Source organism: Citrobacter sp. S-77 (assembly GCF_963864895.1).
GTDB classification, from domain to species: Bacteria; Pseudomonadota; Gammaproteobacteria; order Enterobacterales; family Enterobacteriaceae; genus Citrobacter; species Citrobacter murliniae.
This window is the reverse complement of record NZ_CAWLWU010000002.1, coordinates 3494279-3521222: the sequence shown is the minus strand read 5'-3', so window position 1 is coordinate 3521222 and position 26944 is coordinate 3494279. Positions and strand designations below refer to the sequence as shown.

Annotated in this window: 20 protein-coding genes; 19 read left to right on the top strand and 1 reads right to left on the bottom strand. The window is 52.2% G+C overall.

The genetic code is table 11. The features are described from left to right. The 4 genes from fdx to sseB all read left to right on the top strand — a co-directional run bounded on the left by fdx (nt 1) and on the right by sseB (nt 2732). The gene (gene fdx, locus AACS05_RS17385; RefSeq protein ID WP_042317595.1) at nt 1–336 is read left to right on the top strand and encodes an ISC system 2Fe-2S type ferredoxin; all 336 of its coding nucleotides are present in this window, start codon (nt 1–3) and stop codon (nt 334–336) included. Nucleotides 337–347: 11 nt separating this feature from the next. Further along, entirely contained in the window at nt 348–548 is a 201-nt protein-coding gene (gene iscX / locus AACS05_RS17380; protein ID WP_045446157.1) for a Fe-S cluster assembly protein IscX, read from the top strand. A gap of 53 nt (nt 549–601) precedes the next feature. Beyond that, a complete protein-coding gene (gene pepB, locus AACS05_RS17375) occupies nt 602–1885 on the top strand; it encodes an aminopeptidase PepB (RefSeq protein ID WP_045446154.1) in 1284 nt (427 codons plus the stop codon). Between the two features lie 70 nt (nt 1886–1955). After that, the gene (gene sseB / locus AACS05_RS17370) at nt 1956–2732 is read left to right on the top strand and encodes an enhanced serine sensitivity protein SseB (protein ID WP_045449745.1); all 777 of its coding nucleotides are present in this window, start codon (nt 1956–1958) and stop codon (nt 2730–2732) included. A gap of 44 nt (nt 2733–2776) precedes the next feature. Here the strand turns inward: sseB and sseA are convergent, their stop codons facing one another. Next, the gene (gene sseA / locus AACS05_RS17365) at nt 2777–3619 is read right to left on the bottom strand and encodes a 3-mercaptopyruvate sulfurtransferase (protein WP_045446151.1); all 843 of its coding nucleotides are present in this window, start codon (nt 3617–3619) and stop codon (nt 2777–2779) included. A gap of 206 nt (nt 3620–3825) precedes the next feature. On the opposite strand from sseA, the gene AACS05_RS17360 reads away from it, so the two are divergent. The 15 genes from AACS05_RS17360 (at nt 3826) to AACS05_RS17290 (ending at nt 26880) form a co-directional block, all read left to right on the top strand. Continuing rightward, the gene (locus AACS05_RS17360; protein WP_045446148.1) at nt 3826–8757 is read left to right on the top strand and encodes an alpha-2-macroglobulin family protein; all 4932 of its coding nucleotides are present in this window, start codon (nt 3826–3828) and stop codon (nt 8755–8757) included. Then, nucleotides 8758–11070, top strand: a complete 2313-nt coding sequence (gene pbpC / locus AACS05_RS17355) for a peptidoglycan glycosyltransferase PbpC (protein ID WP_045446146.1) — start codon at nt 8758–8760, stop codon at nt 11068–11070. Between the two features lie 138 nt (nt 11071–11208). Continuing rightward, on the top strand, nt 11209–11640 hold the full coding sequence (gene ndk, locus AACS05_RS17350) for a nucleoside-diphosphate kinase (RefSeq protein WP_045446143.1): 432 nt from the start codon (nt 11209–11211) through the stop codon (nt 11638–11640). 169 nt (nt 11641–11809) lie between these two features. Further along, entirely contained in the window at nt 11810–12976 is a 1167-nt protein-coding gene (locus tag AACS05_RS17345; RefSeq protein WP_045446140.1) for a bifunctional tRNA (adenosine(37)-C2)-methyltransferase TrmG/ribosomal RNA large subunit methyltransferase RlmN, read from the top strand. Between the two features lie 283 nt (nt 12977–13259). Next, complete coding sequence (gene rodZ, locus AACS05_RS17340; RefSeq protein WP_045446137.1) at nt 13260–14258, top strand: cytoskeleton protein RodZ; 999 nt, start codon at nt 13260–13262, stop codon at nt 14256–14258. Nucleotides 14259–14284: 26 nt separating this feature from the next. After that, nucleotides 14285–15403, top strand: a complete 1119-nt coding sequence (gene ispG / locus AACS05_RS17335; RefSeq protein WP_045446134.1) for a flavodoxin-dependent (E)-4-hydroxy-3-methylbut-2-enyl-diphosphate synthase — start codon at nt 14285–14287, stop codon at nt 15401–15403. 110 nt (nt 15404–15513) lie between these two features. Then, a complete protein-coding gene (gene hisS, locus AACS05_RS17330) occupies nt 15514–16788 on the top strand; it encodes a histidine--tRNA ligase (protein WP_045446131.1) in 1275 nt (424 codons plus the stop codon). Nucleotides 16789–16801: 13 nt separating this feature from the next. Beyond that, on the top strand, nt 16802–17422 hold the full coding sequence (locus AACS05_RS17325; protein WP_045446128.1) for a YfgM family protein: 621 nt from the start codon (nt 16802–16804) through the stop codon (nt 17420–17422). A 10-nt stretch (nt 17423–17432) separates the two neighbouring features. Continuing rightward, nucleotides 17433–18611, top strand: a complete 1179-nt coding sequence (gene bamB / locus AACS05_RS17320) for an outer membrane protein assembly factor BamB (RefSeq protein WP_045446125.1) — start codon at nt 17433–17435, stop codon at nt 18609–18611. Nucleotides 18612–18728: 117 nt separating this feature from the next. Continuing rightward, a complete protein-coding gene (gene der / locus AACS05_RS17315) occupies nt 18729–20201 on the top strand; it encodes a ribosome biogenesis GTPase Der (RefSeq protein WP_045449743.1) in 1473 nt (490 codons plus the stop codon). A 298-nt stretch (nt 20202–20499) separates the two neighbouring features. Then, nucleotides 20500–22041, top strand: a complete 1542-nt coding sequence (locus tag AACS05_RS17310) for a peptide MFS transporter (RefSeq protein ID WP_045446122.1) — start codon at nt 20500–20502, stop codon at nt 22039–22041. A gap of 63 nt (nt 22042–22104) precedes the next feature. After that, complete coding sequence (locus AACS05_RS17305; RefSeq protein WP_045446118.1) at nt 22105–23187, top strand: Gfo/Idh/MocA family oxidoreductase; 1083 nt, start codon at nt 22105–22107, stop codon at nt 23185–23187. Nucleotides 23188–23238: 51 nt separating this feature from the next. Further along, nucleotides 23239–23454 carry a zinc ribbon domain-containing protein gene (locus tag AACS05_RS17300; protein ID WP_045446115.1) on the top strand — a complete coding sequence of 72 codons (216 nt, stop codon included), beginning with the start codon at nt 23239–23241 and terminating at the stop codon, nt 23452–23454. Nucleotides 23455–23672: 218 nt separating this feature from the next. Then, nucleotides 23673–25859 (top strand): intimin-like inverse autotransporter SinH, encoded by a 2187-nt coding sequence (sinH, locus tag AACS05_RS17295; protein ID WP_045446111.1) that lies wholly within the window; start codon nt 23673–23675, stop codon nt 25857–25859. Between the two features lie 55 nt (nt 25860–25914). Further along, on the top strand, nt 25915–26880 hold the full coding sequence (locus tag AACS05_RS17290; RefSeq protein WP_045446108.1) for a SinI family autotransporter-associated protein: 966 nt from the start codon (nt 25915–25917) through the stop codon (nt 26878–26880). Nucleotides 26881–26944 lie beyond the last annotated feature (64 nt).

Here is a 26944-nt window from a genome sequence, read left to right as displayed (position 1 = left end):
ATGCCAAAGATTGTTATTTTGCCTCATCAGGATCTCTGTCCCGATGGCGCAGTTCTGGAAGCTGAGACCGGCGAAACTATTCTCGACGTTGCCCTGCGTAACGGCATTGAGATTGAACACGCCTGTGAAAAATCCTGTGCCTGCACTACCTGTCACTGCATCGTACGTGAAGGTTTTGACTCTTTACCGGAAAGTACGGAAGAAGAAGACGACATGCTGGATAAAGCCTGGGGGCTGGAGCCGGAGAGCCGTTTAAGCTGTCAGGCGCGCGTCACCGGGGATGATTTAGTGGTCGAAATCCCACGTTACACAATCAATCATGCGCGTGAGCATTAACAGAGGGTAGTATGGGACTGAAGTGGACCGATAGCCGCGAAATCGGTGAGGCGCTGTATGATGCGTTCCCCGATCTCGATCCTAAGACCGTTCGTTTCACCGATCTTCATCAGTGGATCTGCGATCTTGAGGAATTTGATGACGACCCTGGCGCATCCAATGAAAAAATTCTGGAGGCGATTCTGCTAGTCTGGTTAGATGAAGCAGAGTAAGTCACATAACGGGCTGCCATATGGCGGCCCGTTTGCTAATAAGGATAAATAAAATGACAGAAGCCATGAAAATTACGCTTTCCACGCAACCGGCCGATGCTCGCTGGGGTGAAAAGGCGACATACAGTATTAATAATGACGGCATTACCCTGCACCTTAATGGAAAAGATGATCTGGGGCTTATTCAGCGTGCCGCGCGTAAAATTGATGGTCTGGGTATCAAACATGCCCAACTTGACGGCGAAGGCTGGGATATCGAGCGTAGCTGGGCATTCTGGCAAGGCTACAAAGGGCCTAAAGGCAGCCGCAAAGTTGAATGGGCAACCCTGGATGAGGCGCAGCGCAAAGAGCTGGACAGCCGCCTGAAAATCATTGACTGGGTACGAGACACCATCAATGCCCCGGCAGAAGAGCTTGGCCCGGAACAACTGGCGCAGCGTGCTGTTGACCTGCTGTGCAGCGTGGCGTGTGATAACGTTTCTTATCGCATCACCAAAGGTGAAGATCTGCGCGAACAGAATTATATGGGACTACATACGGTTGGCCGGGGTTCTGAACGCCCGCCGGTACTGCTGGCGCTGGACTACAACCCGACAGGCGATAAAGAAGCGCCTGTCTATGCCTGCCTGGTAGGCAAAGGGATTACCTTTGACTCCGGTGGTTACAGCATCAAACAAAGCGCGTTTATGGACTCCATGAAGTCTGACATGGGCGGTGCGGCAACGGTGACCGGCGCGCTGGCGTTTGCAATCACCCGTGGTCTGAACAAACGTGTGAAGCTGTACCTGTGCTGTGCGGATAACCTGATTAGCGGTAACGCGTTCAAGCTGGGCGATATCATTCGCTATCGCAACGGCAAAAATGTTGAAGTGATGAACACTGACGCTGAAGGGCGTCTGGTACTGGCGGATGGTTTAATTGACGCCAGTGCGCAGAAGCCGGAGCTGATTATTGATGCCGCTACCCTGACAGGTGCAGCGAAAACGGCGTTAGGTAATGATTATCACGCGCTATTCAGCTTTGATGACAAGTTAGCGGCTCGCCTGCTGGCAAGCGCTGCTGAGGAAAACGAACCGTTCTGGCGTCTGCCGCTGGCGGAATTCCACCGGAGTCAGTTGCCGTCTAATTTTGCGGAACTGAATAATACCGGTAGTGCTGCCTATCCAGCAGGTGCGAGTACCGCTGCGGGGTTCCTGTCACACTTCGTGGAAAACTATCAGCAAGGCTGGCTGCATATCGACTGCTCTGCAACCTATCGCAAAGCGCCCGTTGAGCAGTGGTCCGCGGGTGCGACCGGGCTGGGTGTACGCACGATTGCTAACCTGTTAACCGCGTAACTTATGACTGTATTGCCGGATGGCGTTTCGCGCATCCGGCTTGCACGTATTCATCCAATTTGTGGTTCTTATGTCTGAAACAAAAAACGAATTAGAAACGTTGCTGGAAAAAGCCGCGACAGAGCCTGCGCATCGTCCGGCATTTTTTCGCACTTTGCTGGAGTCTACCGTCTGGGTACCGGGTACAGCCGCAGAAGGTGAGGCGGTGGTTGAAGACAGTGCGCTGGATTTGCAGCACTGGGAAAAAGAAGACGGCACTACTGTAATCCCGTTTTTCACCTCCCTTGAAGCGCTGCAACAGGCCGTTGAAGATGAGCAGGCGTTTGTCGTCATGCCGGTGCGTACACTGTTTGAAATGACGCTGGGCGAGACGCTGTTTCTCAACGCCAAACTGCCAACCGGCAAAGAGTTTATGCCGCGCGAGATCAGCTTGTTGATGGGAGAGGAAGGCAATCCACTGAGTACCCAGGAAGTACTGGAAGGCGGTGAATCGCTGATCCTCTCTGAAGTCGCGGAGCCTCCTGCGCAGATGATTGACTCACTGACCACGCTGTTTAAAACCATTAAACCCGTTAAACGGGCATTTATCTGCTCGATTAAAGAGAGTCCTGATGCTCAGCCGAACCTGCTGATTGGCATTGAAGCCGATGGTGATATTGAAGAGATTATTCATGCCACAGGCAGTGTAGCAACGGATACGTTACCGGGTGATGAACCGATTGATATCTGCCAGGTGGTGAAAGGTGAAAAAGGGGTCAGCCACTTTATTACCGAGCACATCGCGCCGTTCTACGAGCGCCGCTGGGGCGGTTTCCTGCGCGATTTTAAACAGAATCGAATTATCTAAAAGATGTTGCCGGATAAGCGAAGTGTTATCCGGCATTTCAAACGTTATGCCGGTTCTACTGGTAAATCGTTGCGCGCTCCCCATTCGCTCCACGCGCCGTCATACAATGCGACGTTGGGGACACCCAGCGTGGCAAGTGCCAGCACCACCACGGCAGCCGTAACGCCGGAACCACAACTGGCAATGATTGGTCTGTCGAAACTGACGCCGTGGCTAAAGAAAATGGCATCCAGCTCGTCGGTTGTTTTTAATTCCCCGTCACGAACCAGTTCTGTCCACGGTACGTTCAGTGCACCGGGAACATGGCCGCGCTTCAGGCCAGGACGCGGTTCGTCAATCTGTGCATTAAAACGTGCAGCCGGACGGGCATCCACGATCTGTGCCGTTTTTTCATGGCTGGCCAACAGGACATCGGTCACCTTAACTACAGCTTCTGGTGTAAACGCCACGTCAAACTCACCCTCTGGTAAATCAACGATTCCTTCCTGCAGCGGTAGCTCATCACGCTGCCAGCCCGCCAGCCCGCCCGCCAGAATAGAGACATTTTCTACGCCAAATGTCCTCAGCATCCACCATGCGCGCGGGGCAGAGAACAGATTGCCTTCGTCGTAGATCACCAAATGTTTATCCTGATGAATACCAGACTCGCGCATGGCGACGGCGAAAGCTTCCGGGCGCGGCATCATATGCGGTAACGGTGATGTATGGTCGGAGAGTGCTTCGATATCAAAAAAGATCGCGCCGGGAATATGGCCAGAACGATACTCTTCGCCAACATCGCGATCTTCCTGTCCTGGCGGTGCCATACGGGCATCAAGAATTTGTATTTCCGGATCGTCAATATGTTCGATAAGCCAGTCGGCAGCGACAAAGAAGGCGGTGGTCATAGGCATCTCCATTTTTACCAGGTTTCGGCAAATTGTCGGATGTTTACCTGAAAGGGACAAGTAAAAGAGGCTGATTTGTCAGGCGGATCCACATTAATCACGAAAATTTAGACTACGCGGACGAGTTACTGGCTTCCACAACCTGAAATCTCACGCATAATAGTTGTTCTACGTAGCTAACAGGCCACTACGGCCAGGGATGAAAAATGAAATATATACGCGTAGCGGCCTGTATGCTGATGTTGGCGCTGGTGGGGTGTGATAATAACGATAAGCCGCCGACGGACGGGAAAAATGATGCACCAGCCCCGCAAACCGCCCCGGCAAAAGATAAGGCCCAGTTACAGAAACTGACGCAGCAAAGTCAGGGTAAGGCGCTGACGCTGCTCGATGCCTCTGAAGTTCAGTTAGACGGTGCGGCGACGTTGGTGCTGACCTTCTCCATTCCGCTCGATCCAGAGCAGGATTTTTCCCGTGTCGTGCACGTTGTTGATAAGAAAAACGGCAAAGTAGATGGTGCCTGGGAACTGGCGCCAAATCTGAAAGAATTACGTTTACGTCATCTGGAACCTAACCGCGAACTGGTGGTGACCATTGAGCGTAATTTGCTGGCGCTGAATAAGGCAACATTTGGCATCGATTATGAAAAAAACATCACCACGCGCGACGTCCAGCCGAGCGTAGGATTTGCCAGTCGTGGTTCTCTGTTGCCGGGTAAAGTTATCGAAGGGCTGCCGGTGATGGCGCTGAATGTCGATAGTGTGGACGTGAACTTCTTTCGCGTGAAGCCGGAGTCGCTCGGTGCGTTTATCAGCCAGTGGGAATACCGCAACTCCCTGTCCAACTGGGAGTCAGACAATCTTCTGAAGATGGCCGAACTGGTCTATACCGGGCGCTTTGACCTCAATCCTGCGCGCAATACCCGTGAGAAACTGTTGTTGCCGCTGGGCGATATCAAACCGTTGCAGCAGGCAGGCGTTTACGTTGCGGTGATGAATCGGGCCGGGCATTACAACTACAGCAATGCCGCCACGCTGTTCACCCTCAGCGACATTGGTGTTTCCGCACACCGTTACCACAACCAATTGGATGTCTTTACCCAGAGCCTGGAAAATGGAGCTTCCCAGGAGGGAATTGATGTCACCTTGCTGAATGAGAAAGGGCAGACGCTGGCGCAGGCGACCACTGATGTACAGGGACACGTTAAGCTTGAGACCGATAAAGAAGCGGCGTTACTGCTGGCGCGCAAAGACGGGCAAACCACGCTGTTGGATCTGAAGTTGCCCGCTCTGGATTTGGCTGAATTTGATATTGCGGGCGCGCCGGGATACAGCAAACAGTTCTTCATGTTCGGCCCGCGCGATCTTTATCGTCCTGGTGAAACGGTGATACTTAATGGATTGCTGCGCGACAGCGACGGCAAAACGTTGCCCGATCAACCGATTAAACTGGAAGTGATAAAACCCGATGGACAGGTGTTACGCACCGTAGTCAGCCAGCCAGAGAACGGTCTTTACCGTCTGAGCTGGCCGCTGGACAGTAGCGCGCCAACCGGAATGTGGCATATCCGGGCAAACACCGGGGATAACCATGCGCGGATGTGGGATTTCCACGTCGAAGATTTTATGCCAGAGCGGATGGCGCTCAATCTCACCGCCAGCAAGATGCCGATAGCGCCGACTGACGACGTGAAGTTCTCGGTTGTTGGTTACTATCTGTACGGTGCGCCAGCGAATGGCAATGCCTTGCAGGGACAGCTTTTCCTGCGGCCACTGCGTGAGGCGGTGCCGGCATTGCCAGGATTCCAGTTTGGTAATATTGCCGAAGAAAACCTCTCCCGCAGCCTGGATGAAGTTCAGCTCACGCTGGATGAAAACGGTCGTGGTGAAGTGGTAACGAATAGCCAGTGGCAAGAAGCGCACTCCCCTCTACAGGTTATTTTGCAGGCGAGTTTGCTGGAGTCGGGCGGTCGTCCGGTGACGCGCCGGGTCGAACAGTCTGTCTGGCCTGCCGATATTCTGCCGGGCATCAGGCCACAATTCGCAGCGAAATCTGTATATGACTACCGTACGGATACCACCGTTAATCAGCCCATTGTTGATGAAGACAGCAATGCAGCTTTTGATGTTGTGTATGCTGATGCCCAGGGATCGAAAAAAGCCGTTTCAGGTTTACAGGTTCGTTTGATTCGTGAACGCCGGGATTACTACTGGAACTGGTCAGAAGGCGAGGGGTGGCAATCACAATTTGATCAAAAGGATCTGGTTGAAGGTGAACAGACGCTGGATCTTAAGGCCGATGAAACCGGTAAGGTTAGCTTCCCGGTTGAGTGGGGGGCTTACCGTCTGGAGGTCAAAGCGCCGAACGATACGGTGAGCAGCGTGCGCTTCTGGGCCGGATACAGCTGGCAGGATAACAGCGATGGTAGCGGTGCGGTGCGTCCCGATCGCGTAACGCTGAAACTGGATAAACCCAACTATCGTCCTGGCGATACCATGAAGTTACACATCGCTGCGCCAACCGCTGGCAAAGGCTACGCGATGGTGGAATCCAGCGAGGGGCCACTGTGGTGGCAAGAGATAGATGTACCTGCTGATGGACTGGATCTCTCTATCCCGGTCGATAAAACCTGGAATCGACACGACCTTTATCTCAGTGCACTGGTAATTCGTCCTGGTGACAAATCGCGTTCTGCAACACCCAAACGCGCAGTCGGATTGCTGCATCTGCCGTTGGGTGATGAAAACCGCCGTCTTGATTTGACGCTGGATAACCCTGCCAAAATGCGTCCAAATCAGCCTCTGACCGTTAAAGTGAAGGCCAGTGTTAAAAACGGTGCAGTGCCAAAACAAGTTAACGTACTGGTTTCTGCGGTGGACAGCGGAGTGTTGAATATTACGGACTACACCACGCCGGATCCATGGCAGGCGTTTTTCGGGCAGAAACGCTATGGGGCGGATATTTACGATATTTATGGTCAGGTGATCGAAGGGCAGGGCCGTCTGGCGGCGCTGCGTTTTGGTGGCGATGGCGATGAGTTAAAACGTGGCGGTAAACCGCCGGTCAATCACATAAATATCGTGGCACAACAGGCGTTGCCGGTAATACTCAACGATCAGGGTGAAGGCACGGTGACGTTGCCGATTGGTGATTTTAACGGTGAACTGCGGGTGATGGCCCAGGCCTGGACGGCGGATGATTTTGGCAGTAGCGAAAGTAAAGTGATTGTCGCCGCGCCGGTCATTGCCGAACTGAATATGCCGCGCTTTTTAGCCGGAGGGGATAGTTCGCGCCTGACGCTGGATGTGACTAACCTGACTGACAGGCCGCAGACGCTGAATATCAAGCTTACCGCCAGTGGATTACTGGAGCTGATTGGTCAGGCCCCTGCGCCGGTGAATCTTGCCCCGGGAGTGCGTACTACGTTGTTTATCCCGGTGCGGGCGCTGGAAGGGTTTGGCGATGGCGATATTCAGGCGGTTATCAGTGGTCTGGTGTTGCCAGGAGAAACGCTCCCGGCTCAGCATAAGCAGTGGAAGATTGGTGTTCGTCCGGCATTCCCGGCGCAGACCATCAATAATGGCGTGGCGCTGCAACCTGGTGAAACGTGGCAGATCCCAGGGGAGGAACTGATCAATTTTTCCCCTGTAACCATGCAGGGGCAACTACTGTTCAGCGGTAAGCCGCCGCTAAATCTGGCACGCTACATCCGTGAACTAAAAGCCTATCCGTACGGTTGCCTGGAGCAAACGGCAAGCGGATTATTCCCGTCTTTGTATACCAATGCCGCGCAACTGAAGGCGTTAGGGATTGCTGGCGATAGTGATGAGAAGCGTCGTGCAGCGGTTGAGATTGGTATTTCCCGGTTACTGCAAATGCAGCGTGACAACGGAGGTTTTGCTCTGTGGGACAAGAACGGTCCTGAAGAGTACTGGCTGAGCGCGTATGTGATGGATTTCCTCGTTCGCGCTAACGAACAAGGCTACAGCGTTCCGGCAGAAGTGATTAACCGGGGTAACGAACGACTGCTGCGCTATTTGCAGGATCCGGGCATGATGTCGATTCGCTACACCGACGATACACCGGCAAGCAAATTTGCCGTGCAGGCATACGCCGCGCTGGTACTGGCTCGTCAGCAAAAAGCACCGCTTGGCGCACTGCGTGAGATTTGGGAGCGTCGTGCTCAGGCCGCTTCCGGTTTACCGTTGCTGCAACTGGGGATTGCGCTGAAAAACATGGGTGATGCGAATCGCAGTGAACAGGCGTTGACGCTGGCGCTGAATACTCCGCGTCGCGATGCACAACAGTGGATGGCGGATTACGGCAGTCAGCTTCGTGATAATGCACTGATGCTGGCATTGCTGGAAGAGAACAAGCTTAAACCTGATGTGCAGAACACGTTGTTGAATACGTTGTCGGAACAGGCCTTTGGTCAGCGTTGGCTCTCAACTCAGGAAAATAACGCGCTGTTCCTGGCCGCGCGTACCCTACAGGATCTGCCGGGAACCTGGCAGGCGCAGACCTCGCTCTCTGAACAACCGTTGGCAGGTGAAAAATCGAAAACCCATAATCTGGATGCCGACCAGTTATCCACCCTGACGGTAACCAATACGGGGAATCTGCCGCTGTGGCTGCGCCTGGATGTGAGTGGTTATCCGCAAACTTCACCGCTGCCGGCAAGCAATGTGCTGAGTATTGAGCGTCAGGTGCTGGGTACGGATGGACAAAGTAAATCACTCTCGACATTGCGTAGTGGGGAACTGGTGCTGGTATGGCTGACGGTGAAAGCTAACCAGAATGTACCGGATGCACTGGTGGTTGATTTACTGCCTGCCGGACTGGAGCTGGAAAACCAGAATCTGGCTAACGGCAGCGCGAGTCTGCAGGACAGCGCAAGCGAAGTGCAGAATCTGCTTAATCAGATGCAGCAGGCGGATATCCAGCACGTTGAATTCCGTGACGATCGCTTTGTCGCTGCAGTGGCTGTCAACGAAGGGCAACCGGTCACGTTGGTGTATTTGGCGCGAGCGGTAACGCCGGGAACGTATCAGGTTCCCGTCCCGCAGGTGGAATCGATGTATGTTCCGCAATGGCGAGCCACCGGTACGGCAGAGGGACCACTGATTGTCAGACCGTAAATGATGCGCTGGGTTGGTAAACGCGGCCGCTGGCTTTGGCTGGCAGCCGCACCGCTTTTGATGGCGGCAGTTGTCTGGGGTGCAGACAAAATCTGGCCACTGCCGCTCACTGAGGTCAACCCGGCACGCGTGGTGGTGGCGCATGACGGTACGCCGCTGTGGCGCTTTGCCGACGCTGAGGGTATCTGGCGTTATCCGGTAACCATTGATGAAGTATCGCCCCGTTACCTTGAGGCGTTGATCAACTATGAAGATCGCTGGTTCTGGAAACATCCCGGCGTCAATCCGTTATCAGTGCTCCGCGCTGCCTGGCAAGATCTCTCGTCGGGGCGAGTGATTTCTGGTGGCAGCACGCTCACCATGCAGGTGGCCAGGCTGCTCGATCCTCATCCGCGCACCTTTGGCGGCAAGTTTCGCCAACTCTGGCGCGCACTCCAGCTTGAGTGGCATCTCTCCAAAAATGACATTCTGACACTGTATCTGAACCGTGCGCCGTTTGGCGGCACGCTTCAGGGGGTCGGCGCGGCAAGCTGGGCGTATCTTGGCAAATCACCTGCGCAACTGAGTTACTCCGACGCTGCTTTACTGGCTGTTCTGCCACAGGCACCAAGTCGTCTGCGCCCCGATCGTTGGCCGGATCGTGCCGAAGCCGCGCGCAATAAAGTGCTCGAGCGCATGGCGACGCAGGGTATCTGGTCAGCTAAGCAGGTGCAGGAATCCCGTGAAGAACCGGTCTGGCTGGCACCAAGACAGATGCCGCAATTAGCACCATTATTCTCGCGCATGATGTTGGGCAAAAGTCAGCGTGACAAAATTGTGACCACGCTGGATGCAGGACTGCAACGCCAACTGGAAGAACTGGCGCAAAACTGGAAAGGACGGCTTCCGGCGCGCAGTTCGCTGGCAATGATTGTCGTTGATCATACCGATATGAGCGTCCGTGGCTGGGTGGGGTCAGTGGATATGAATGACGACGCCCGCTTTGGTCATGTGGATATGGTGAATGCGATTCGCTCGCCAGGCTCGGTGCTTAAACCCTTTGTCTATGGTCTGGCGTTGGATGAGGGACTGATTCATCCGGCTTCCCTGTTGCAGGACGTACCGCGACGTACAGGGGATTATCGTCCCGGTAATTTTGACAGCGGTTTTCATGGCCCAGTGAGCATGAGCGAGGCGTTGGTACGTTCGCTGAATTTACCTGCTGTCCAGGTGCTTGAAGCCTATGGCCCGAAGCGATTTGCCGCTAAATTGCGTAACGTCGGTTTACCGTTGTACTTACCAACCGGAGCGGTGCCGAATCTTTCGTTGATCCTGGGAGGTGCAGGTGCAAGGCTTGATGACATGGCGGCGGCGTACAGCGCATTTGCCCGGCATGGCAAAGCGGGGACATTGCGCTTGCAACCAGACGACCCACTGCTGGAACGTCCGCTGATGTCACCGGGGGCGGCATGGATCATTCGTCGGATTATGGCGGATGAAGCCCAGCCGTTACCGGATAATGCCCTGAGCAGAGTTGTGCCGCTGGCATGGAAAACCGGTACCAGCTACGGCTATCGCGATGCGTGGGCGATTGGTGTTAACGCGCGATATGTGATGGGTATCTGGACTGGCAGACCGGATGGTACTCCGGTGGTCGGGCAATTCGGTTTTGCCAGTGCAGTGCCTTTGCTGAATCAGGTTAATAATCTGCTGCTGGCGCGCGGGGCGAATCAGCCTGAAGATCCACGTCCAGATTCTGTCAGCCGTGGTGTGGTGTGCTGGCCTGGGGGGCAATCGCTTCCAGCCGGTGATAGCAACTGTCGTCGTCGTTTAGCCACCTGGCTACTGGATGGCAGCCAACCGCCCACGCTGTTATTACCTGAGCAGGAAGGGGTCAGTGGTATCCGTTTTCCAGTCTGGTTAGATGAGGCGGGAAAACGAGTGGCTGCGGATTGCGAACAGGCGCATGAACAAACGTTAATCGTCTGGCCTTTACCACTGGAATCCTGGCTACCACCTTCTGAACGCCGTACTGCGCGGCTACCGCCAGTTTCATCAATTTGTCCTCCGCTGGGACAGGACGCTTTGTTACCGCTCCAGTTGACAGGTGTGCGTGATGGCGCGATTGTGAAGCGCTTACCCGGTTCACCGGAGGTCTCAGTACCGGTGTATATCAGCGGTGGAGCAGGTGAGCGCTGGTGGTTTCTTAACGGCGAGCGACTGGAGGAGCGAGGACGCTCTCTTACCTTGCGGTTGGCGGTTAAAGGGGAATATCAGTTGCTGGTCATGGATGATGCCGGGCAGGTTACGGCGGTGAGATTTTCTTTGCAATAGATTCGTTTGATAGCGGTTGTTGCTAAAATTCATCTTATTTTAAAGAAATGTTACCTTCGTCAATAGTCAACCGCCGGGATGCTCTTTATAATCCGCGCCAGGTAAACCACAACAAAACATCTTTTTTCAGAGGTAATCATGGCTATTGAACGTACTTTTTCCATCATCAAACCAAATGCGGTGGCAAAAAACGTTATTGGGAACATCTTTGCGCGCTTTGAAGCTGCAGGGTTCAAAATTGTCGGTACTAAAATGCTGCACCTGACCGTTGAGCAGGCTCGTGGTTTCTATGCCGAGCACGACGGTAAGCCGTTCTTTGACGGTCTGGTTGAATTCATGACCTCTGGTCCAATTGTTGTTTCCGTGCTGGAAAGCGAGAACGCCGTTCAGCGTCATCGTGATCTGCTGGGCGCTACCAATCCGGCGAATGCGCTGGCGGGTACCCTGCGTGCGGACTACGCTGACAGTTTCACCGAGAACGGCACTCACGGTTCCGACTCGGTAGAATCTGCCGCGCGCGAAATCGCCTATTTCTTCGGTGAAGGCGAAGTGTGCGCTCGTACTCGTTAATTTAACGGGTTCGTTTACATATTATTTTCGCTAATGCTTCGTGCAAACGTGGCATCCCTGCGCCAGACTTTGTACAATGCAACGCCCCGGAAGAGCAGACCGCTTGCCGGGGCGTTTCTTTTTAACCCTCCACGGGCCATAACGTGTAACAACGAGGCCGGAAAATATTATGTCTGAATTAGTTAACACCTCTGAAGTCGCCATTGCTGCGGTTCCAAATAAAAATGGAAAAATTAACCTGCTGGATCTGAACCGTCAGCAGATGCGCGAATTCTTCAAAGAGATGGGCGAAAAGCCGTTTCGTGCCGATCAGGTCATGAAATGGATGTACCACTATTGCAGCGACAACTTTGATGATATGACTGACATCAATAAAGTGCTGCGTAACAAGCTGAAAGAAGTGGCTGAAATTCGTGCGCCTGAAGTTGTTGAAGAACAACGTTCGTCTGATGGCACCATCAAATGGGCCATCGCGGTTGGCGATCAGCGCGTTGAAACGGTCTACATCCCGGAAGATGACCGCGCTACCCTGTGTGTTTCTTCACAGGTTGGTTGTGCGTTAGAGTGCAAATTCTGCTCTACGGCTCAGCAGGGCTTTAACCGCAACCTGCGAGTATCGGAAATCATTGGTCAGGTCTGGCGCGCGGCGAAGATCGTCGGGGCGGTGAAAGCGACGGGCGTGCGCCCGATTACCAACGTAGTGATGATGGGCATGGGTGAACCGCTGCTCAATCTGACTAACGTGGTACCGGCAATGGAAATCATGCTTGATGACTTCGGTTTTGGCCTGTCAAAACGCCGCGTGACGCTGTCTACTTCAGGCGTTGTACCTGCGCTGGATAAGCTGGGTGATATGATTGACGTTGCACTGGCGATCTCTTTGCATGCGCCGAACGATGAAATTCGTGACGAGATTGTGCCGATCAACAAAAAATACAATATTGAAACGTTCCTGGGGGCTGTGCGTCGTTATCTGGAGAAATCCAATGCGAACCAGGGGCGCGTTACGATTGAGTATGTGATGTTGGATCACATCAACGATGGTACCGAACATGCCCATCAGCTTGCCGAATTGCTGAAAGATACGCCGTGTAAGATCAACCTGATCCCATGGAACCCGTTCCCTGGCGCGCCGTATGGCCGTAGCTCCAATAGCCGTATCGATCGTTTCTCCAAAGTGTTGATGAGCTATGGTTTCACGACCATTGTGCGTAAAACACGTGGTGACGACATTGATGCAGCCTGTGGTCAGCTGGCGGGTGATGTTATTGACCGCACCAAGCGTACTCTGCGTAAGCGTATGCAGGGTGAGTCTATCGATATCAAGACCGTTTGATGTTGAGCGCACTACGGTATAATTAATGTGCCGTAGTGCGATATAAGTACATGAGGTTCTTTGTTGTCGCTGCCTCGACAATAATAACGGTGCGTTTTTGTCGACTTTAAGGCAGTATGTAGCGGCGCAACAAGAGTTTAGCCCTCAGGTTTACGCTGTTTTGTCATTGATAGTCAGACCGTTTTATACTGTCAGACTAAGGTTAACTGACCAGATGTTTCGCGGTGTGGGTGAGCATTGTGACTCACCGGCATCAGAACCCCAATTTACGCAGCTGTAGCGAATGAATACTGAAGCCACGCACGACAAAAATGAAGCACTAACCACCGGCGTTCGTCTGCGCAATGCCCGTGAACAACTCGGATTCAGCCAGCAGGCAGTCGCGGAGCGACTTTGCCTGAAGGTTTCCACGGTACGTGATATTGAAGAAGATAAGGCGCCAGCCGATCTTGCTTCAACATTCCTGCGTGGATATATCCGTTCCTATGCGCGTCTGGTGCATATTCCTGAAGAAGAACTGTTGCCAGGGCTGGAAAAACAGGCTCCGATTCGCCCAGCCAAAGTTGCCCCGATGCAAAGCTTTTCGCTGGGTAAACGTCGTAAAAAACGTGACGGCTGGTTAATGACCTTTACCTGGCTGGTGCTGTTCGTCGTTGTAGGACTGACAGGTGCCTGGTGGTGGCAGAACCATAAAGCGCAGCAGGAAGAGATCACCACGATGGCCGATCAGTCTTCTGCTGAGTTGAATGCCGGTAAAGATAATGCACAAAGCGTGCCGCTGGATACCAGCGCAGCAGCAAGCCAGGATAATACCCCGGTTCAGGAAGAGAGTGCAGTAGCCGGTTCAGCGCAAACGCCTGATGCTGCTACGACACCAGCACCTGCTACAGATGCTTCGCAAAATGCTGTTGTGGCACCTTCTCAGGCGAATGTTGATACTGCGACCACAGCCCCTGCTGCGCCAGATACAGCTGCGCCGTTGCCTACTGATCAGGCGGGTGTCACAACACCTGCTGCTGATGCTAATGCCCTGGTAATGAACTTTACCGCCGACTGCTGGCTGGAAGTTACGGACGCGACCGGTAAAAAACTGTTTAGCGGCATGCAGCGTAAAGATGGCAATTTAAATCTTACTGGCCAGGCACCGTACAAACTGAAAATTGGTGCTCCGGCAGCAGTGCAGATTCAGTATCAGGGTAAACCTGTCGACCTGAGTCGTTTTATCAGAACTAACCAGGTTGCGCGTCTGACCGTTAATGCCGAACAATCACCGGCTCAGTAACAGACGGCAATGCGGGAGATTTTTTAATGCATAACCAGGCTCCAATTCAACGTAGAAAATCGACACGCATTTACGTTGGGAATGTGCCGATTGGCGATGGCGCACCCATCGCCGTACAGTCTATGACGAACACACGCACCACTGATGTGGCGGCGACGGTCAATCAAATCAAAGCGCTGGAACGCGTAGGCGCTGACATTGTTCGTGTCTCAGTACCGACAATGGATGCCGCCGAAGCGTTCAAGCTCATCAAACAGCAGGTATCTGTCCCGCTGGTTGCCGATATTCACTTCGACTATCGCATTGCGCTGAAGGTGGCGGAATACGGCGTCGATTGCTTGCGTATCAACCCTGGCAATATTGGTAACGAAGAGCGTATCCGCATGGTGGTGGATTGCGCTCGTGATAAAAATATTCCTATCCGTATTGGCGTAAATGCCGGATCGCTGGAAAAAGATCTACAGGAAAAATACGGCGAACCTACGCCGCAGGCGTTGCTGGAATCAGCTATGCGTCATGTGGATCATCTCGATCGTCTGAACTTCGACCAGTTCAAGGTCAGCGTTAAAGCTTCGGACGTTTTCCTCGCGGTAGAATCCTATCGTCTGCTGGCGAAACAGATCGATCAGCCGTTGCATCTTGGGATCACCGAAGCCGGTGGCGCGCGCAGTGGTTCGGTTAAATCTGCGATCGGACTTGGATTGTTGTTGTCCGAAGGGATCGGCGACACGCTGCGAGTCTCTCTGGCAGCCGATCCGGTCGAAGAGATCAAAGTGGGATTCGATATTCTGAAATCGCTGCGCATCCGCGCGCGCGGGATCAACTTTATCGCCTGTCCAACCTGTTCCCGTCAGGAATTTGACGTCATTGGTACGGTTAACGCGCTGGAGCAACGTCTGGAAGATATCATCACGCCAATGGATGTTTCGATTATCGGTTGTGTGGTAAATGGACCTGGTGAAGCACTGGTTTCGACGCTGGGCGTGACCGGCGGCAACAAGAAAAGCGGCCTGTATGAAGACGGCGTGCGTAAGGATCGTATCGATAACGACGATATGATTACGCAGCTTGAAGCCCGCATTCGTGCCAAAGCCTGCATTCTGGATGAAACGCGTCGAATTGATGTGCAGCAGGTTGAAAAATAATAACGTGATGGGAAGCGGCGTGCTTCCCGTGTATGATTGAACCCGCATGGCGCCCGTAGTATTCGGGTTAGCGTTGAGGGTTCATTTTTATATTCATAAAGAGAATAAACGTGGCAAAAAACATTCAAGCCATTCGCGGCATGAACGATTATCTGCCTGGCGAAACCGCCATCTGGCAGCGCATTGAAGGCACACTCAAAAACGTGCTCGGTAGCTACGGTTACAGTGAAATCCGCTTGCCGATTGTAGAGCAGACCCCGTTATTCAAACGCGCGATCGGTGAAGTTACCGACGTGGTTGAAAAAGAGATGTATACCTTTGAGGACCGTAATGGCGACAGCCTGACTCTGCGTCCTGAAGGAACCGCGGGCTGCGTACGCGCCGGCATCGAACATGGTCTCCTGTACAATCAGGAACAGCGTCTGTGGTACATCGGGCCGATGTTCCGTCACGAACGTCCGCAAAAAGGACGCTATCGCCAATTCCATCAGTTGGGTGTCGAAGTGTTTGGCCTGCAAGGTCCGGACATCGATGCAGAGCTGATTATGCTGACAGCTCGCTGGTGGCGCGCGCTGGGTATATCCGAGCATGTTAGCCTGGAGCTGAACTCTATCGGTTCACTCGAAGCGCGTGCAAATTACCGCGATGCACTGGTGGCCTACCTGGAGCAGCATAAAGAAAAGCTGGACGAAGACTGTAAGCGTCGCATGTATACCAATCCGCTGCGCGTGCTGGACTCTAAAAACCCTGAAGTACAGGCCCTGCTTAATGATGCTCCTGCACTGGGTGACTACCTGGATGACGACTCTCGCGAGCATTTCGCGGGTCTGTGCAAGCTGCTTGAATCTGCTGGAATTGCCTACACCGTTAACCAGCGCCTGGTTCGTGGCCTCGACTACTACAACCGCACCGTGTTTGAATGGGTAACCAGCAGCCTGGGTTCGCAGGGTACCGTGTGTGCGGGTGGACGTTATGATGGCCTGGTAGAGCAACTTGGCGGACGTGCGACTCCGGCAGTGGGTTTTGCCATGGGTCTGGAACGACTTGTTTTGTTAGTTCAGGCAGTTAATCCGGAATTTATTGCTTCCCCTGTTGTCGATATATACCTGGTCGCTTCGGGCGTGGATACACAGTCGGCGGCAATGACGCTGGCTGAACGTCTGCGTGATGAAGTTCCCGGTGTGAAACTGATGACCAACCACGGTGGCGGCAACTTTAAGAAACAGTTTGCCCGCGCCGATAAGTGGGGCGCCCGCGTTGCACTGGTACTGGGTGAGTCCGAGGTGGCTGACGGTACTGTTGTAGTGAAGGATTTGCGCTCTGGTGAGCAAACGGCAGTAGCGCAGGATAGCGTTGCCACGCATTTGCGCACTTTACTGGGCTAAGGAGAAGGACAGCGTGGAAATTTACGAGAACGAAAACGACCAGGTTGATGCGGTTAAACGCTTCTTTGCTGAAAACGGCAAAGCACTGGCTGTTGGGGTAATTTTAGGGGTTGGCGCGCTGGTCGGCTGGCGTTACTGGACCAGCCATCAGACGGAGTCCGCACGCTCTGCTTCTCTGGCATATCAAAATACGGTGACTGCGGTAAGCGCAGGTAAACCGGATAGTATTCCTGCAGCAGAGAAATTTGCCGCGGAGAACAAAAATACATACGGCGCGTTAGCTTCAATGGAACTTGCGCAGCAGTTTGTTGACCAAAATGAACTTGAGAAAGCCGCTACCCAGTTGCAACAAGGACTGGCGGCCACCAGCGATGAGAATCTCAAAGCGGTGATTAATCTGCGTCTTGCACGCGTGCAGGTTCAGCTTAAACAAGCCGATACTGCGCTGAAAACACTCGATGCTGTTAAAGGCGAAGGGTGGGTGGCTATCGTGGCCGATCTGCGTGGTGAAGCGTTGCTGAGCAAAGGCGATAAACAAGGTGCGCGTAGCGCATGGGAAGCTGGCGTGAAAAGCGATGCCTCTCCTGCTCTGAGCGAAATGATGCAGATGAAAATCAATAATTTGTCCATCTGAGAGGGACCCGATGCAATTGCGTAAATTACTTCTGCCAGGGCTGCTTTCCGTTACCCTATTGAGCGGCTGTTCACTGTTTAGTGGCGAAGAAGATGTCGTTAAGATGTCCCCATTACCGGTGGTCGAAAATCAGTTTACTCCGTCTACAGCCTGGAGTACCTCTGTAGGCAACGGTATTGGTGATTTCTATTCTAATCTTCATCCTGCGCTGGCGGATGACGTCGTTTATGCTGCCGATCGTACTGGTGTAGTTAAAGCATTGAACGCGGCCGATGGTAAAGAAGTCTGGTCCGTCAATCTGGCGGAGAAAGACGGCTGGTTCTCCAGAACGTCAGCACAGCTTTCCGGTGGTGTGACGGTATCCGGTGGTCATGTTTATATCGGTAGCGAAAAAGCACAGGTTTACGCATTGAATACCAGCGATGGTACTACGGCGTGGCAGACGAAAGTCGCCGGTGAAGCCCTGTCTCGTCCGGTTGTCAGCGATGGCGTGGTGCTGATTCATACCAGTAATGGTCAGCTACAGGCGTTAAATGAAGCGGATGGTGCCATTAAATGGACCGTTAACCTGGACATGCCTTCCCTTTCTTTACGCGGCGAGTCAGCCCCAGCAACCGCTTTTGGCGCAGCCATTGTGGGTGGGGATAACGGTCGTGTGAGTGCCGTGCTGATGCAGCAAGGTCAGATGATTTGGCAGCAGCGTATTTCTCAGGCAACGGGTCCAACTGAAATCGATCGTCTGAGTGACGTTGATACCACGCCGGTTATCGTCAATGGCGTTGTTTACGCCCTGGCTTATAATGGTAACCTGACGGCGCTTGATCTGCGCAGCGGTCAGATTATGTGGAAACGCGAACTGGGGTCAGTGAATGACTTCATCGTTGATGGAAACCGTATCTATCTGGTTGATCAGAATGACCGCGTGCTGGCGTTAACTACTGACGGCGGCGTAACGCTGTGGACGCAAAGCGATCTGCTGCACCGTCTGCTGACGTCTCCGGTGCTGTACAATGGCAACTTAGTCGTGGGTGATAGCGAAGGCTATCTGCACTGGATTAACGTTGATGACGGTCGTTTTGTGGCCCAGCAGAAAGTTGATAGCTCAGGCTTCCTGACCGAACCTGTTTCGGCTGATGGTAAACTGCTCATCCAGGCGAAAGACGGTACGCTGTATTCCATTACGCGTTAATCGTCCCGGCCGCTCGCTTTGAAAAACGGCTCCTGGTGCAGGGGCCGTTTTACTGTTTTTAACAACGGCGCAAAAATGCGTCCGTTGTCTGATGATTTTTTAAATGAGGCTTTAAACATGGTACCTGTGGTCGCGCTTGTCGGGCGCCCTAACGTTGGCAAATCCACGTTATTTAACCGTCTAACTCGCACCCGAGATGCGCTGGTTGCGGATTTCCCGGGTCTGACTCGTGACCGTAAGTACGGTCGTGCGGAAATTGAAGGCCGCGAGTTTATCTGTATTGATACCGGCGGTATTGACGGCACTGAAGACGGTGTCGAAACCCGAATGGCTGAACAGTCATTGTTAGCCATTGAAGAAGCTGACGTTGTGCTGTTCATGGTGGATGCTCGTGCTGGACTGATGCCGGCAGACGAAGCCATTGCCAAACATCTGCGTTCCCGCCAGAAACCCACTTTCCTCGTCGCCAATAAGACTGACGGGCTCGATCCGGACCAGGCGGTTGTCGATTTCTATTCGCTGGGCCTGGGTGAAATCCACCCGATCGCGGCTTCCCATGGTCGTGGTGTTCTCAGTCTGCTGGAACATGTTCTGCTGCCGTGGATGGATGACGTAGCTCCTCAGGAAGAAGTCGATGAAGATGCGGAGTACTGGGCAAAACTCGAAGCTGAAGAAAACGGTGAAGAGGAGCCAGAAGATGATTTCAACCCGCAAGATTTGCCGATTAAACTGGCGATTGTTGGCCGTCCTAACGTAGGTAAGTCCACACTTACTAACCGTATTCTGGGCGAAGACCGCGTTGTGGTTTACGACATGCCGGGAACGACGCGCGACAGTATTTATATCCCGATGGAACGTGATGGTCGTGAATATGTGCTGATTGACACCGCGGGTGTTCGTAAGCGCGGTAAAATTACTGAAGCGGTAGAAAAGTTCTCCGTTATCAAGACGCTGCAGGCGATTGAAGACGCCAACGTAGTGATGTTGGTGATTGACGCACGCGAAGGTATCTCTGACCAGGACTTGTCGCTGCTCGGCTTTATCCTCAATAGTGGGCGCTCACTTGTCATTGTCGTCAACAAATGGGACGGCCTGACGCAGGAAGTGAAAGAGCAGGTAAAAGAGACGCTGGACTTCCGTCTGGGTTTTATCGATTTTGCGCGCGTACACTTCATCTCTGCGCTACACGGTAGCGGTGTGGGTAACCTGTTTGAATCCGTACGTGAAGCGTATGACAGCTCAACGCGTCGCGTCAGTACCGCAATGCTGACTCGCATCATGACCATGGCGGCAGAAGATCATCAGCCACCTCTGGTACGTGGACGTCGTGTGAAGCTGAAATATGCTCACGCCGGTGGTTATAACCCGCCGATTGTGGTGATTCATGGCAACCAGGTGAAAGATCTGCCAGATTCTTACAAACGCTATCTGATGAACTACTTCCGTAAGTCACTGGAAGTGATGGGGACGCCGATCCGTATTCAGTTCAAAGAAGGGGAAAACCCGTTTGCGAACAAACGTAATACACTGACCCCAACCCAGATGCGTAAACGTAAGCGTTTGATTAAGCACATTAAGAAAAGCAAATAATATTTGCTGAGTTCGAAAAAACCGCGCTCGTCGCGGTTTTTTTTTGTTTTTTTAAAGCGTATTTTTGTCTACGCGATGTCAAACACTATTCTTCATTCGCCAAGTTTAAATCTAAGAAAGTAGACAATTGTCGAATTTTCATCTTAAAGTCCTGGGGTTGGTACTAGACAAAACTAGCATCAGGTTATCAAATGGTTAAATTATTCTTCACCGCATGTAAAAAATCGGCCAGATAAGTAACTGGCTGGCGTACATCGCGGTGTTTATAAGCACAACGACATACCTTTTCGGGAGAATTATGCAATCCTCTGTTAATCAAAAAGAAAGCCGAACGTTCCTCGGTCATCCTTATCCGCTCGGCTCACTGTTCTTCACTGAGATGTGGGAACGTTTTTCGTTTTACGGTATTCGTCCGCTACTGATCCTGTTTATGGCCGCCACCGTTTATGATGGCGGCATGGGGCTGGCACGTGAAAATGCCTCAGCGATTGTCGGTATCTTTGCCGGCACCATGTATCTCGCCGCGTTGCCTGGCGGGTGGCTGGCGGACAACTGGCTCGGTCAGCAGAAAGCAGTCTGGTATGGTTCTATCCTGATTGCGCTTGGCCACCTGTCGATTGCGCTCTCAGCCGTAATGGGTGACAACCTGTTCTTTATCGGCCTGATGTTCATCGTGCTCGGCTCCGGCCTGTTCAAGACCTGTATCTCTGTTATGGTCGGTACGCTGTACAAAAAAGGCGATGCGCGACGTGACGGCGGTTTTTCACTGTTCTACATGGGCATCAACATAGGCTCCTTCATTGCTCCATTGATCTCCGGCTGGCTGATTAAAAGCCATGGCTGGCACTGGGGCTTTGGTATTGGCGGGATAGGGATGCTGGTAGCATTGCTCATCTTCCGTATCTTTGCTGTGCCAGCAATGACACGTTACGACAGTGAAGTCGGACTGGATTCCACCTGGAACAGTCCGGTGGTGAAGAGAAAAGGTGTGGGCGCGTGGTTGCTGGCACTGGCAGCAGGTGTGGCAATTGTTGTTACGTTGATCGCCCAGGGCGTGATTGTGATTAACCCGGTCGCAGTAGCCAGCATGCTGGTGTACGTGATTGCGGCATCCGTTGCCCTCTACTTTATCTACCTGTTCTTCTTTGCCGGATTGAACCGTAAAGAGCGTGCCAGACTGCTGGTTTGCTTTATTCTGCTGATTTCTGCTGCATTCTTCTGGTCGGCGTTCGAGCAAAAGCCAACCTCATTCAACCTGTTCGCCAACGACTACACTAACCGTATGATTGGCGATTTTGAAATCCCGGCAGTCTGGTTCCAGTCGATCAATGCGCTGTTTATCATCCTGCTGGCACCCGTGTTCAGCTGGGCGTGGCCGAAGCTGGCCAGCATGAACATTCGCCCGAGCAGTATCACCAAATTCGTTATTGGCATTCTCTGTGCTGCGGCGGGCTTTGGTCTGATGATGATGGCGGCGGAAAACGTGCTGAGTAACGGCGGTGCGGGCGTTTCACCTTTCTGGCTGGTGGGCAGTATCCTGATGCTGACTCTCGGCGAACTGTGCCTGAGTCCGATTGGTCTGGCTACTATGACGCTGCTGGCACCAGAAAGAATGCGTGGTCAGATGATGGGACTGTGGTTCTGCGCCAGTGCGCTGGGTAACCTGGCGGCGGGCCTGATTGGTGGTCACGTGAAGGCCGATCAGCTAGATATGCTGCCGGATCTGTTTGCGCGCTGCTCCATTGCGCTGCTTATCTGTGCCGCAGTACTGATTGTTCTCATTGTTCCGGTACGCCGCATGCTGGAGAATGTGCAGACTAAACCGGCAACCAACACCTGATAAAACCTCAACTTTGTCGGGGCAGGTGTTATGCCCCGGCAATTCAATCGATGAGGTGAGTACATGCTGTTAGGGTTTGTTGGGCTTGGCGCAGTGGTTGAAACGGCATATTTGCCCGCAATACGAAACCTCTTCGGGAATTCAGCCAGTTGTCTCGGATTTGATCTGCAACCTGTAAAGCAGCCAGAAGGTGTGACACGTTGCTCGTCACTCGCTGAACTTTTAACCCAGCCTCTTGATACGTTGTTTGTCACGACCGCATCCCTTCACCATCTTGACGTTCTTGAACTGGCGCTGGCCTCACCCATATCACGCATAGTGGTCGAAAAACCGATTGTCGCTACGCTTCCTCAAATAGAAAAACTGAAAACGTTACTTGCGGTGCCCGGCGTCGCGTCTCGTGTGTTGGCGCTCGATCACTGGATGGCACGCACCGGCGCGATGCAACTGGCATTGGGGAAACTCGATCCGCAGTGGCGCGGTGATAACCGCCCGCAGGCTCTTATCTCTCGTTTTTCCGACATCGTCAGAATCGAAGGTTTTTTGCAGGAGCCGAGTGGATTTAACGCAACAGGGGAGCCAATAGCGCTCAACTTTGCTACTGGTGAGCCGGATACACGCGAACTTCGCCATCCGGATGGCGTGATACTGGATATTGGTACGCATGTGCTGGCGATGCTGCGTGAAACAGTGCGTTACCTGGGGGGAAATGACGACATCACGTTGCAAGTTATGAAGGCCAAAGACCGTCCTGGACGTGATATCAGCCTGGGCGATCTGCACACCGCAGAGGGAGAGGCTCATATCCAGGGGCAAATTAGCGGTATTGCGCTGGATATCTGGCTAAACAAATACGCGGGTCCGGCTGGTGGACAAAAAGGTTTGCGACTTCATTTAAGTGATGGACGAATCATCAGCTATGACCGACGTGGCGCAGAAGATGTACTTGAACTTATTGATGGTGACACTGTGCTGCGCTGGAGTCTTCCAGGTACGATTTACGCTCATTGCCTGGCAGAGCACATTCTGGGGGCGCAAAGTCTGTTTGAACGCAGCCCGCAAGAGGTGGGGCACACGACACAACGCAGGCTTGAAGAAGTCGAGCACTTGCTAACGTTGCAGCAACAGTTGCGTGGGCCACATTAAGTGTATCGTGTTAATATCAAAGCAATAATGAATTCCCTGTAAGGAGTCTCCATGTCGATTAACTGCCCGGATTGTCATGCTCAACTGGAACCACAAAACGGTGTGGCACACTGTGAGCGCTGCAATAAAGATGTCCAACTGGAGGCGCATTGCCCGGAGTGCCATCAGCCACTCCAGGTACTAAAAGCCTGCGGTGCAGTGGATTATTTTTGCCAGAATGGCCATGGGCTCATCTCTAAAAAACGTGTGGAGTTTATTGCACGTTGACTGAATGATTTTAATCAGATGTCATTATGTCCCGAAATATTCATTTTATGAATATTTCGGGACAAGGATGAATATAATCTTAAAAAACGTGTTTAGTTATTTTTAAGAATTAATTTAGGTTTTCTGAAGTGCATGTTTTCGTAGTTCCATAATATAATATTAATGAGGCTGATTAATTTCATATTAATAATGGAAGCCTTAATTCATAGGGATATATTATGGTGCAATGGATGCGCTTTATTATTTTTATGCTCATTTCTGGTGCGGCATATGCAGTACCGGAGACATCTGCGAACAAGGGTGAGTCCTCTTCTGATAATTCATTTCCCGATTTGGCAAGTGAATCCACGCAGGAAGAACAAGAACACAAAAAAAGTTCACTTAAAGAGCAAAGTGCCGACTATGTCATGGGGTCTGCGACACAGGGATTTACGAACCTTACTCCTGAAGCGCTGGAGTCGCAGGCCAGAAGCTATCTGCAAGGGCAGATAACCTCAACGGCTCAATCCTCTCTTGAGGGGCTGATGTCTCCTTATGGTAAGGTGCGAACCAATTTGTCTGTTGGAGAAGGCGGTGATCTGGACGGTTCTTCAATCGATTATTTCGTTCCCTGGTATGAGACCCGGCGTACTGTTTATTTCAGTCAATTTTCAACCCAGCGAAAAGATGATCGTACTATTGGAAATATGGGGTTTGGTGTAAGACATGATTTAAATGAATGGCTGCTGGGTGCAAATATATTTTATGATTATGATTTTACCCGTGGGCATCGTCGACTTGGTTTAGGCGCAGAAGCATGGGCAGATTATTTAAAACTCTCCGGAAATTATTATCACCCGCTTTCAGACTGGAAAGATTCTGAAGATTTGGATTTCTATGAAGAGCGACCGGCGCGTGGCTGGGATGTTCGCGCAGAAGCCTGGCTGCCCGCGTATCCTCAGTTTGGCGGCAATATTATTTATGAGCAGTACTACGGTAATGAAGTTGCCCTTTTCGGGAGCGACAATTTAGAAAAGGATCCTCAGGCTATTACGCTGGGCCTGAACTATCAACCTGTTCCATTACTGACCATCAGTACGGATTACAAAGCCGGTACGGGTGACAACAACGATCTCGCCATCAATGCTGCACTGAGCTACCAGTTCGGCGTGCCTCTAAAAGATCAACTCAATGCAGACAATGTAAAAGCATCGCATTCGCTAAAGGGGAGCCGTCATGATTTTGTCGAACGTAACAATTTTATTGTGCTGGAATATCGTGAGAAAGCACCACTAGACGTCACGTTATGGCTGAAAGCTGATGCAACTAATGCGCATCCGGAGTGTGTGATTAAGGATTCCCCGGAAGAGGCCATCGGGCTGGAGAAATGCAAATGGACGATCAACGCGCTTATTAACCATCACTACAAAATCATAGCTGCATCCTGGCAAGCGAAAAACAACGCCGCGCGTACGTTGGTTATGCCAGTCATTAAAGAAGAGGCGATCACCGAAGGTAACAATAACCACTGGAATTTGACGCTGCCTGCCTGGCAGTACAGTTCTGACGAAGCGGAACAGCAGAGGATCAATACCTGGCGAGTACGGTTGACGCTGGAAGATGAAAAGGGCAACCGACAAAACTCCGGCGTGGTTGACATAACCGTTCAACAGGATCGCAAAATCGAACTTATCGTCAATAACATTTCCAGCGTACCGGATGAGAACAATCACAACCATGATGCCCGTGCTCAGGCAGATGGTGTCGATGGCGTAGTGGTTGATCTTGACGTTACCGACAGTTTTGGTGATGGCACTGACAGCAAGGGGAATCCTTTGCCGGATGATAACCTTAGTCCGGAACTGTATGACGCGAACGATAAAAAAATCAGCCTGGCGAAGAAATCCTGTCCAGGTGAAACGCCCTGTGTATTTATTGCGGCACAAGATAAAGAGAAAGGTACTCTCACGCTGGCCAGTACGCTGGCGGGTACTTTCCGCTGGAAAGTTAAAGCACAGCCTTACAACGACAGTAACTATATCAATGTGACGTTTTTTGATGCCGGCTCAGGGGAATTAAATGCGCTTATTTATCGGATTGGCGCGGCTAAACCTGTGAATTTAATCGGCAGTAAAGAGCCTCTTCTTCTCGATAGTACCTACCGTTTTATTCTTTGGCGCGATGCCAACAAAGATAGTCACTTCCAGCAGTCAGAAAAATTAAGCGACAACGAAATGGCGCAATATGACTACCGTTGGCAATTCACCGGACAGAGCGCGCATGGTGAAACGGGAGCCCAGGCTAATACCGATAATAAAGATATGGTTATTCCTGCCAGCAATCGAGAGGCAGCACAGATGTTTGGTGCGGAGGCCGGTGATGGGGTGCAAGGCTATGGGCTGCGCGTCATGTATCGCAAGAGATGAAATGGGCGTAATGGCCGATCGGCCAGCAGCTGAAGTTTAACTAAGGAGAGTAAATATGCAGCAGGAAACAAAACAGCATTTGACCAAAGTCGCGCTGGCATTGGCTTTAGCGGGTTATTGTGCAGTGCCAGCGATAGCGGCAGATGGGCAACTGAAAGCCGGGCAATGGCAGTCAGTAACAGAGAATACCGGGAGCATTCAAGGGACGGTGCCGTGGATCACCCGAAGCGCGACAGATATTGCCGATACTGATAAAGCGCATGTCACTGTTACTGTTGATCGCGGCAGTCGTACAGTCAGCTCTGAAGGTGACAGGCAGTTCCATGTCGGCGACAAAGTGACGATAAACTGGGCCATTGGCGATGAGCAGGGTGACCTGGATAACAATAACACGGCGACAAAAGCAACCGTGCAGTGGATGAGTTACAGCGATCAGTCTGGTGCAGATCCTCAGGAGATCGGTTCGAAAGGCAGCGATAGCTACACGATTGTAGACGCGGATGCAGATCGCTATATCGGTATCAAAATAACACCGACAACAACCACCGGCGATCCTAATGTGGCACAGGAGATTTTGCTGAACGATTTGTCAGCCAATACGGGGGGGGGATCGGACAGCGATGATATCCCAGAGGGCCCGGTATTTGATGATGCAGTGCATGCTGTTATCTATGAAACCGGCTCAACCACCAACCTGCTTGGCACAACCACCAAACTTAAAACCAATACCACCTATAAGGTCCTGCTGTGGAAAGATAAAGCGGGGGGAACACCTGATAAATACGATACGGGCGAAGAGGTTACCAACCAGTATAACTATCGCTGGCGGTTCACCGGCACCAGCTTGCAGTTGGGTACAGCGGGTGGGTTGGTCAATCCTGGCAACAACAACCAGGATCTGGTTATTCCGCTTACCAATGCCGAAGCGAAGGCAGCTTTCGATTATACCGGAGATGGCATCACCATTGGCAACGACGGTGTTCAGGGCTACGGTTTGTCTATCGATTTCCAGCGCAAGTAACATCAATAAATGTCATCCCTTATGGGATGGCATTTTCCATACGTTTTGCTTAGCGAAAGCCTCT

Coding starts and splice junctions, on each gene's coding strand:
- sseB (WP_045449745.1), top strand. CDS start 1,956: ATGTCTGAAACAAAAAACGAATTAGAAACGTTGCTGGAAAAAGCCGCG.
- bamB (WP_045446125.1), top strand. CDS start 17,433: ATGCAATTGCGTAAATTACTTCTGCCAGGGCTGCTTTCCGTTACCCTA.
- sseA (WP_045446151.1), bottom strand. CDS start 3,619: ATGACCACCGCCTTCTTTGTCGCTGCCGACTGGCTTATCGAACATATT.
- AACS05_RS17300 (WP_045446115.1), top strand. CDS start 23,239: ATGTCGATTAACTGCCCGGATTGTCATGCTCAACTGGAACCACAAAAC.
- rodZ (WP_045446137.1), top strand. CDS start 13,260: ATGAATACTGAAGCCACGCACGACAAAAATGAAGCACTAACCACCGGC.
- AACS05_RS17310 (WP_045446122.1), top strand. CDS start 20,500: ATGCAATCCTCTGTTAATCAAAAAGAAAGCCGAACGTTCCTCGGTCAT.
- ispG (WP_045446134.1), top strand. CDS start 14,285: ATGCATAACCAGGCTCCAATTCAACGTAGAAAATCGACACGCATTTAC.
- AACS05_RS17305 (WP_045446118.1), top strand. CDS start 22,105: ATGCTGTTAGGGTTTGTTGGGCTTGGCGCAGTGGTTGAAACGGCATAT.
- sinH (WP_045446111.1), top strand. CDS start 23,673: ATGGTGCAATGGATGCGCTTTATTATTTTTATGCTCATTTCTGGTGCG.
- der (WP_045449743.1), top strand. CDS start 18,729: ATGGTACCTGTGGTCGCGCTTGTCGGGCGCCCTAACGTTGGCAAATCC.
- pepB (WP_045446154.1), top strand. CDS start 602: ATGACAGAAGCCATGAAAATTACGCTTTCCACGCAACCGGCCGATGCT.
- AACS05_RS17345 (WP_045446140.1), top strand. CDS start 11,810: ATGTCTGAATTAGTTAACACCTCTGAAGTCGCCATTGCTGCGGTTCCA.
- iscX (WP_045446157.1), top strand. CDS start 348: ATGGGACTGAAGTGGACCGATAGCCGCGAAATCGGTGAGGCGCTGTAT.
- AACS05_RS17360 (WP_045446148.1), top strand. CDS start 3,826: ATGAAATATATACGCGTAGCGGCCTGTATGCTGATGTTGGCGCTGGTG.
- pbpC (WP_045446146.1), top strand. CDS start 8,758: ATGATGCGCTGGGTTGGTAAACGCGGCCGCTGGCTTTGGCTGGCAGCC.
- AACS05_RS17290 (WP_045446108.1), top strand. CDS start 25,915: ATGCAGCAGGAAACAAAACAGCATTTGACCAAAGTCGCGCTGGCATTG.
- ndk (WP_045446143.1), top strand. CDS start 11,209: ATGGCTATTGAACGTACTTTTTCCATCATCAAACCAAATGCGGTGGCA.
- fdx (WP_042317595.1), top strand. CDS start 1: ATGCCAAAGATTGTTATTTTGCCTCATCAGGATCTCTGTCCCGATGGC.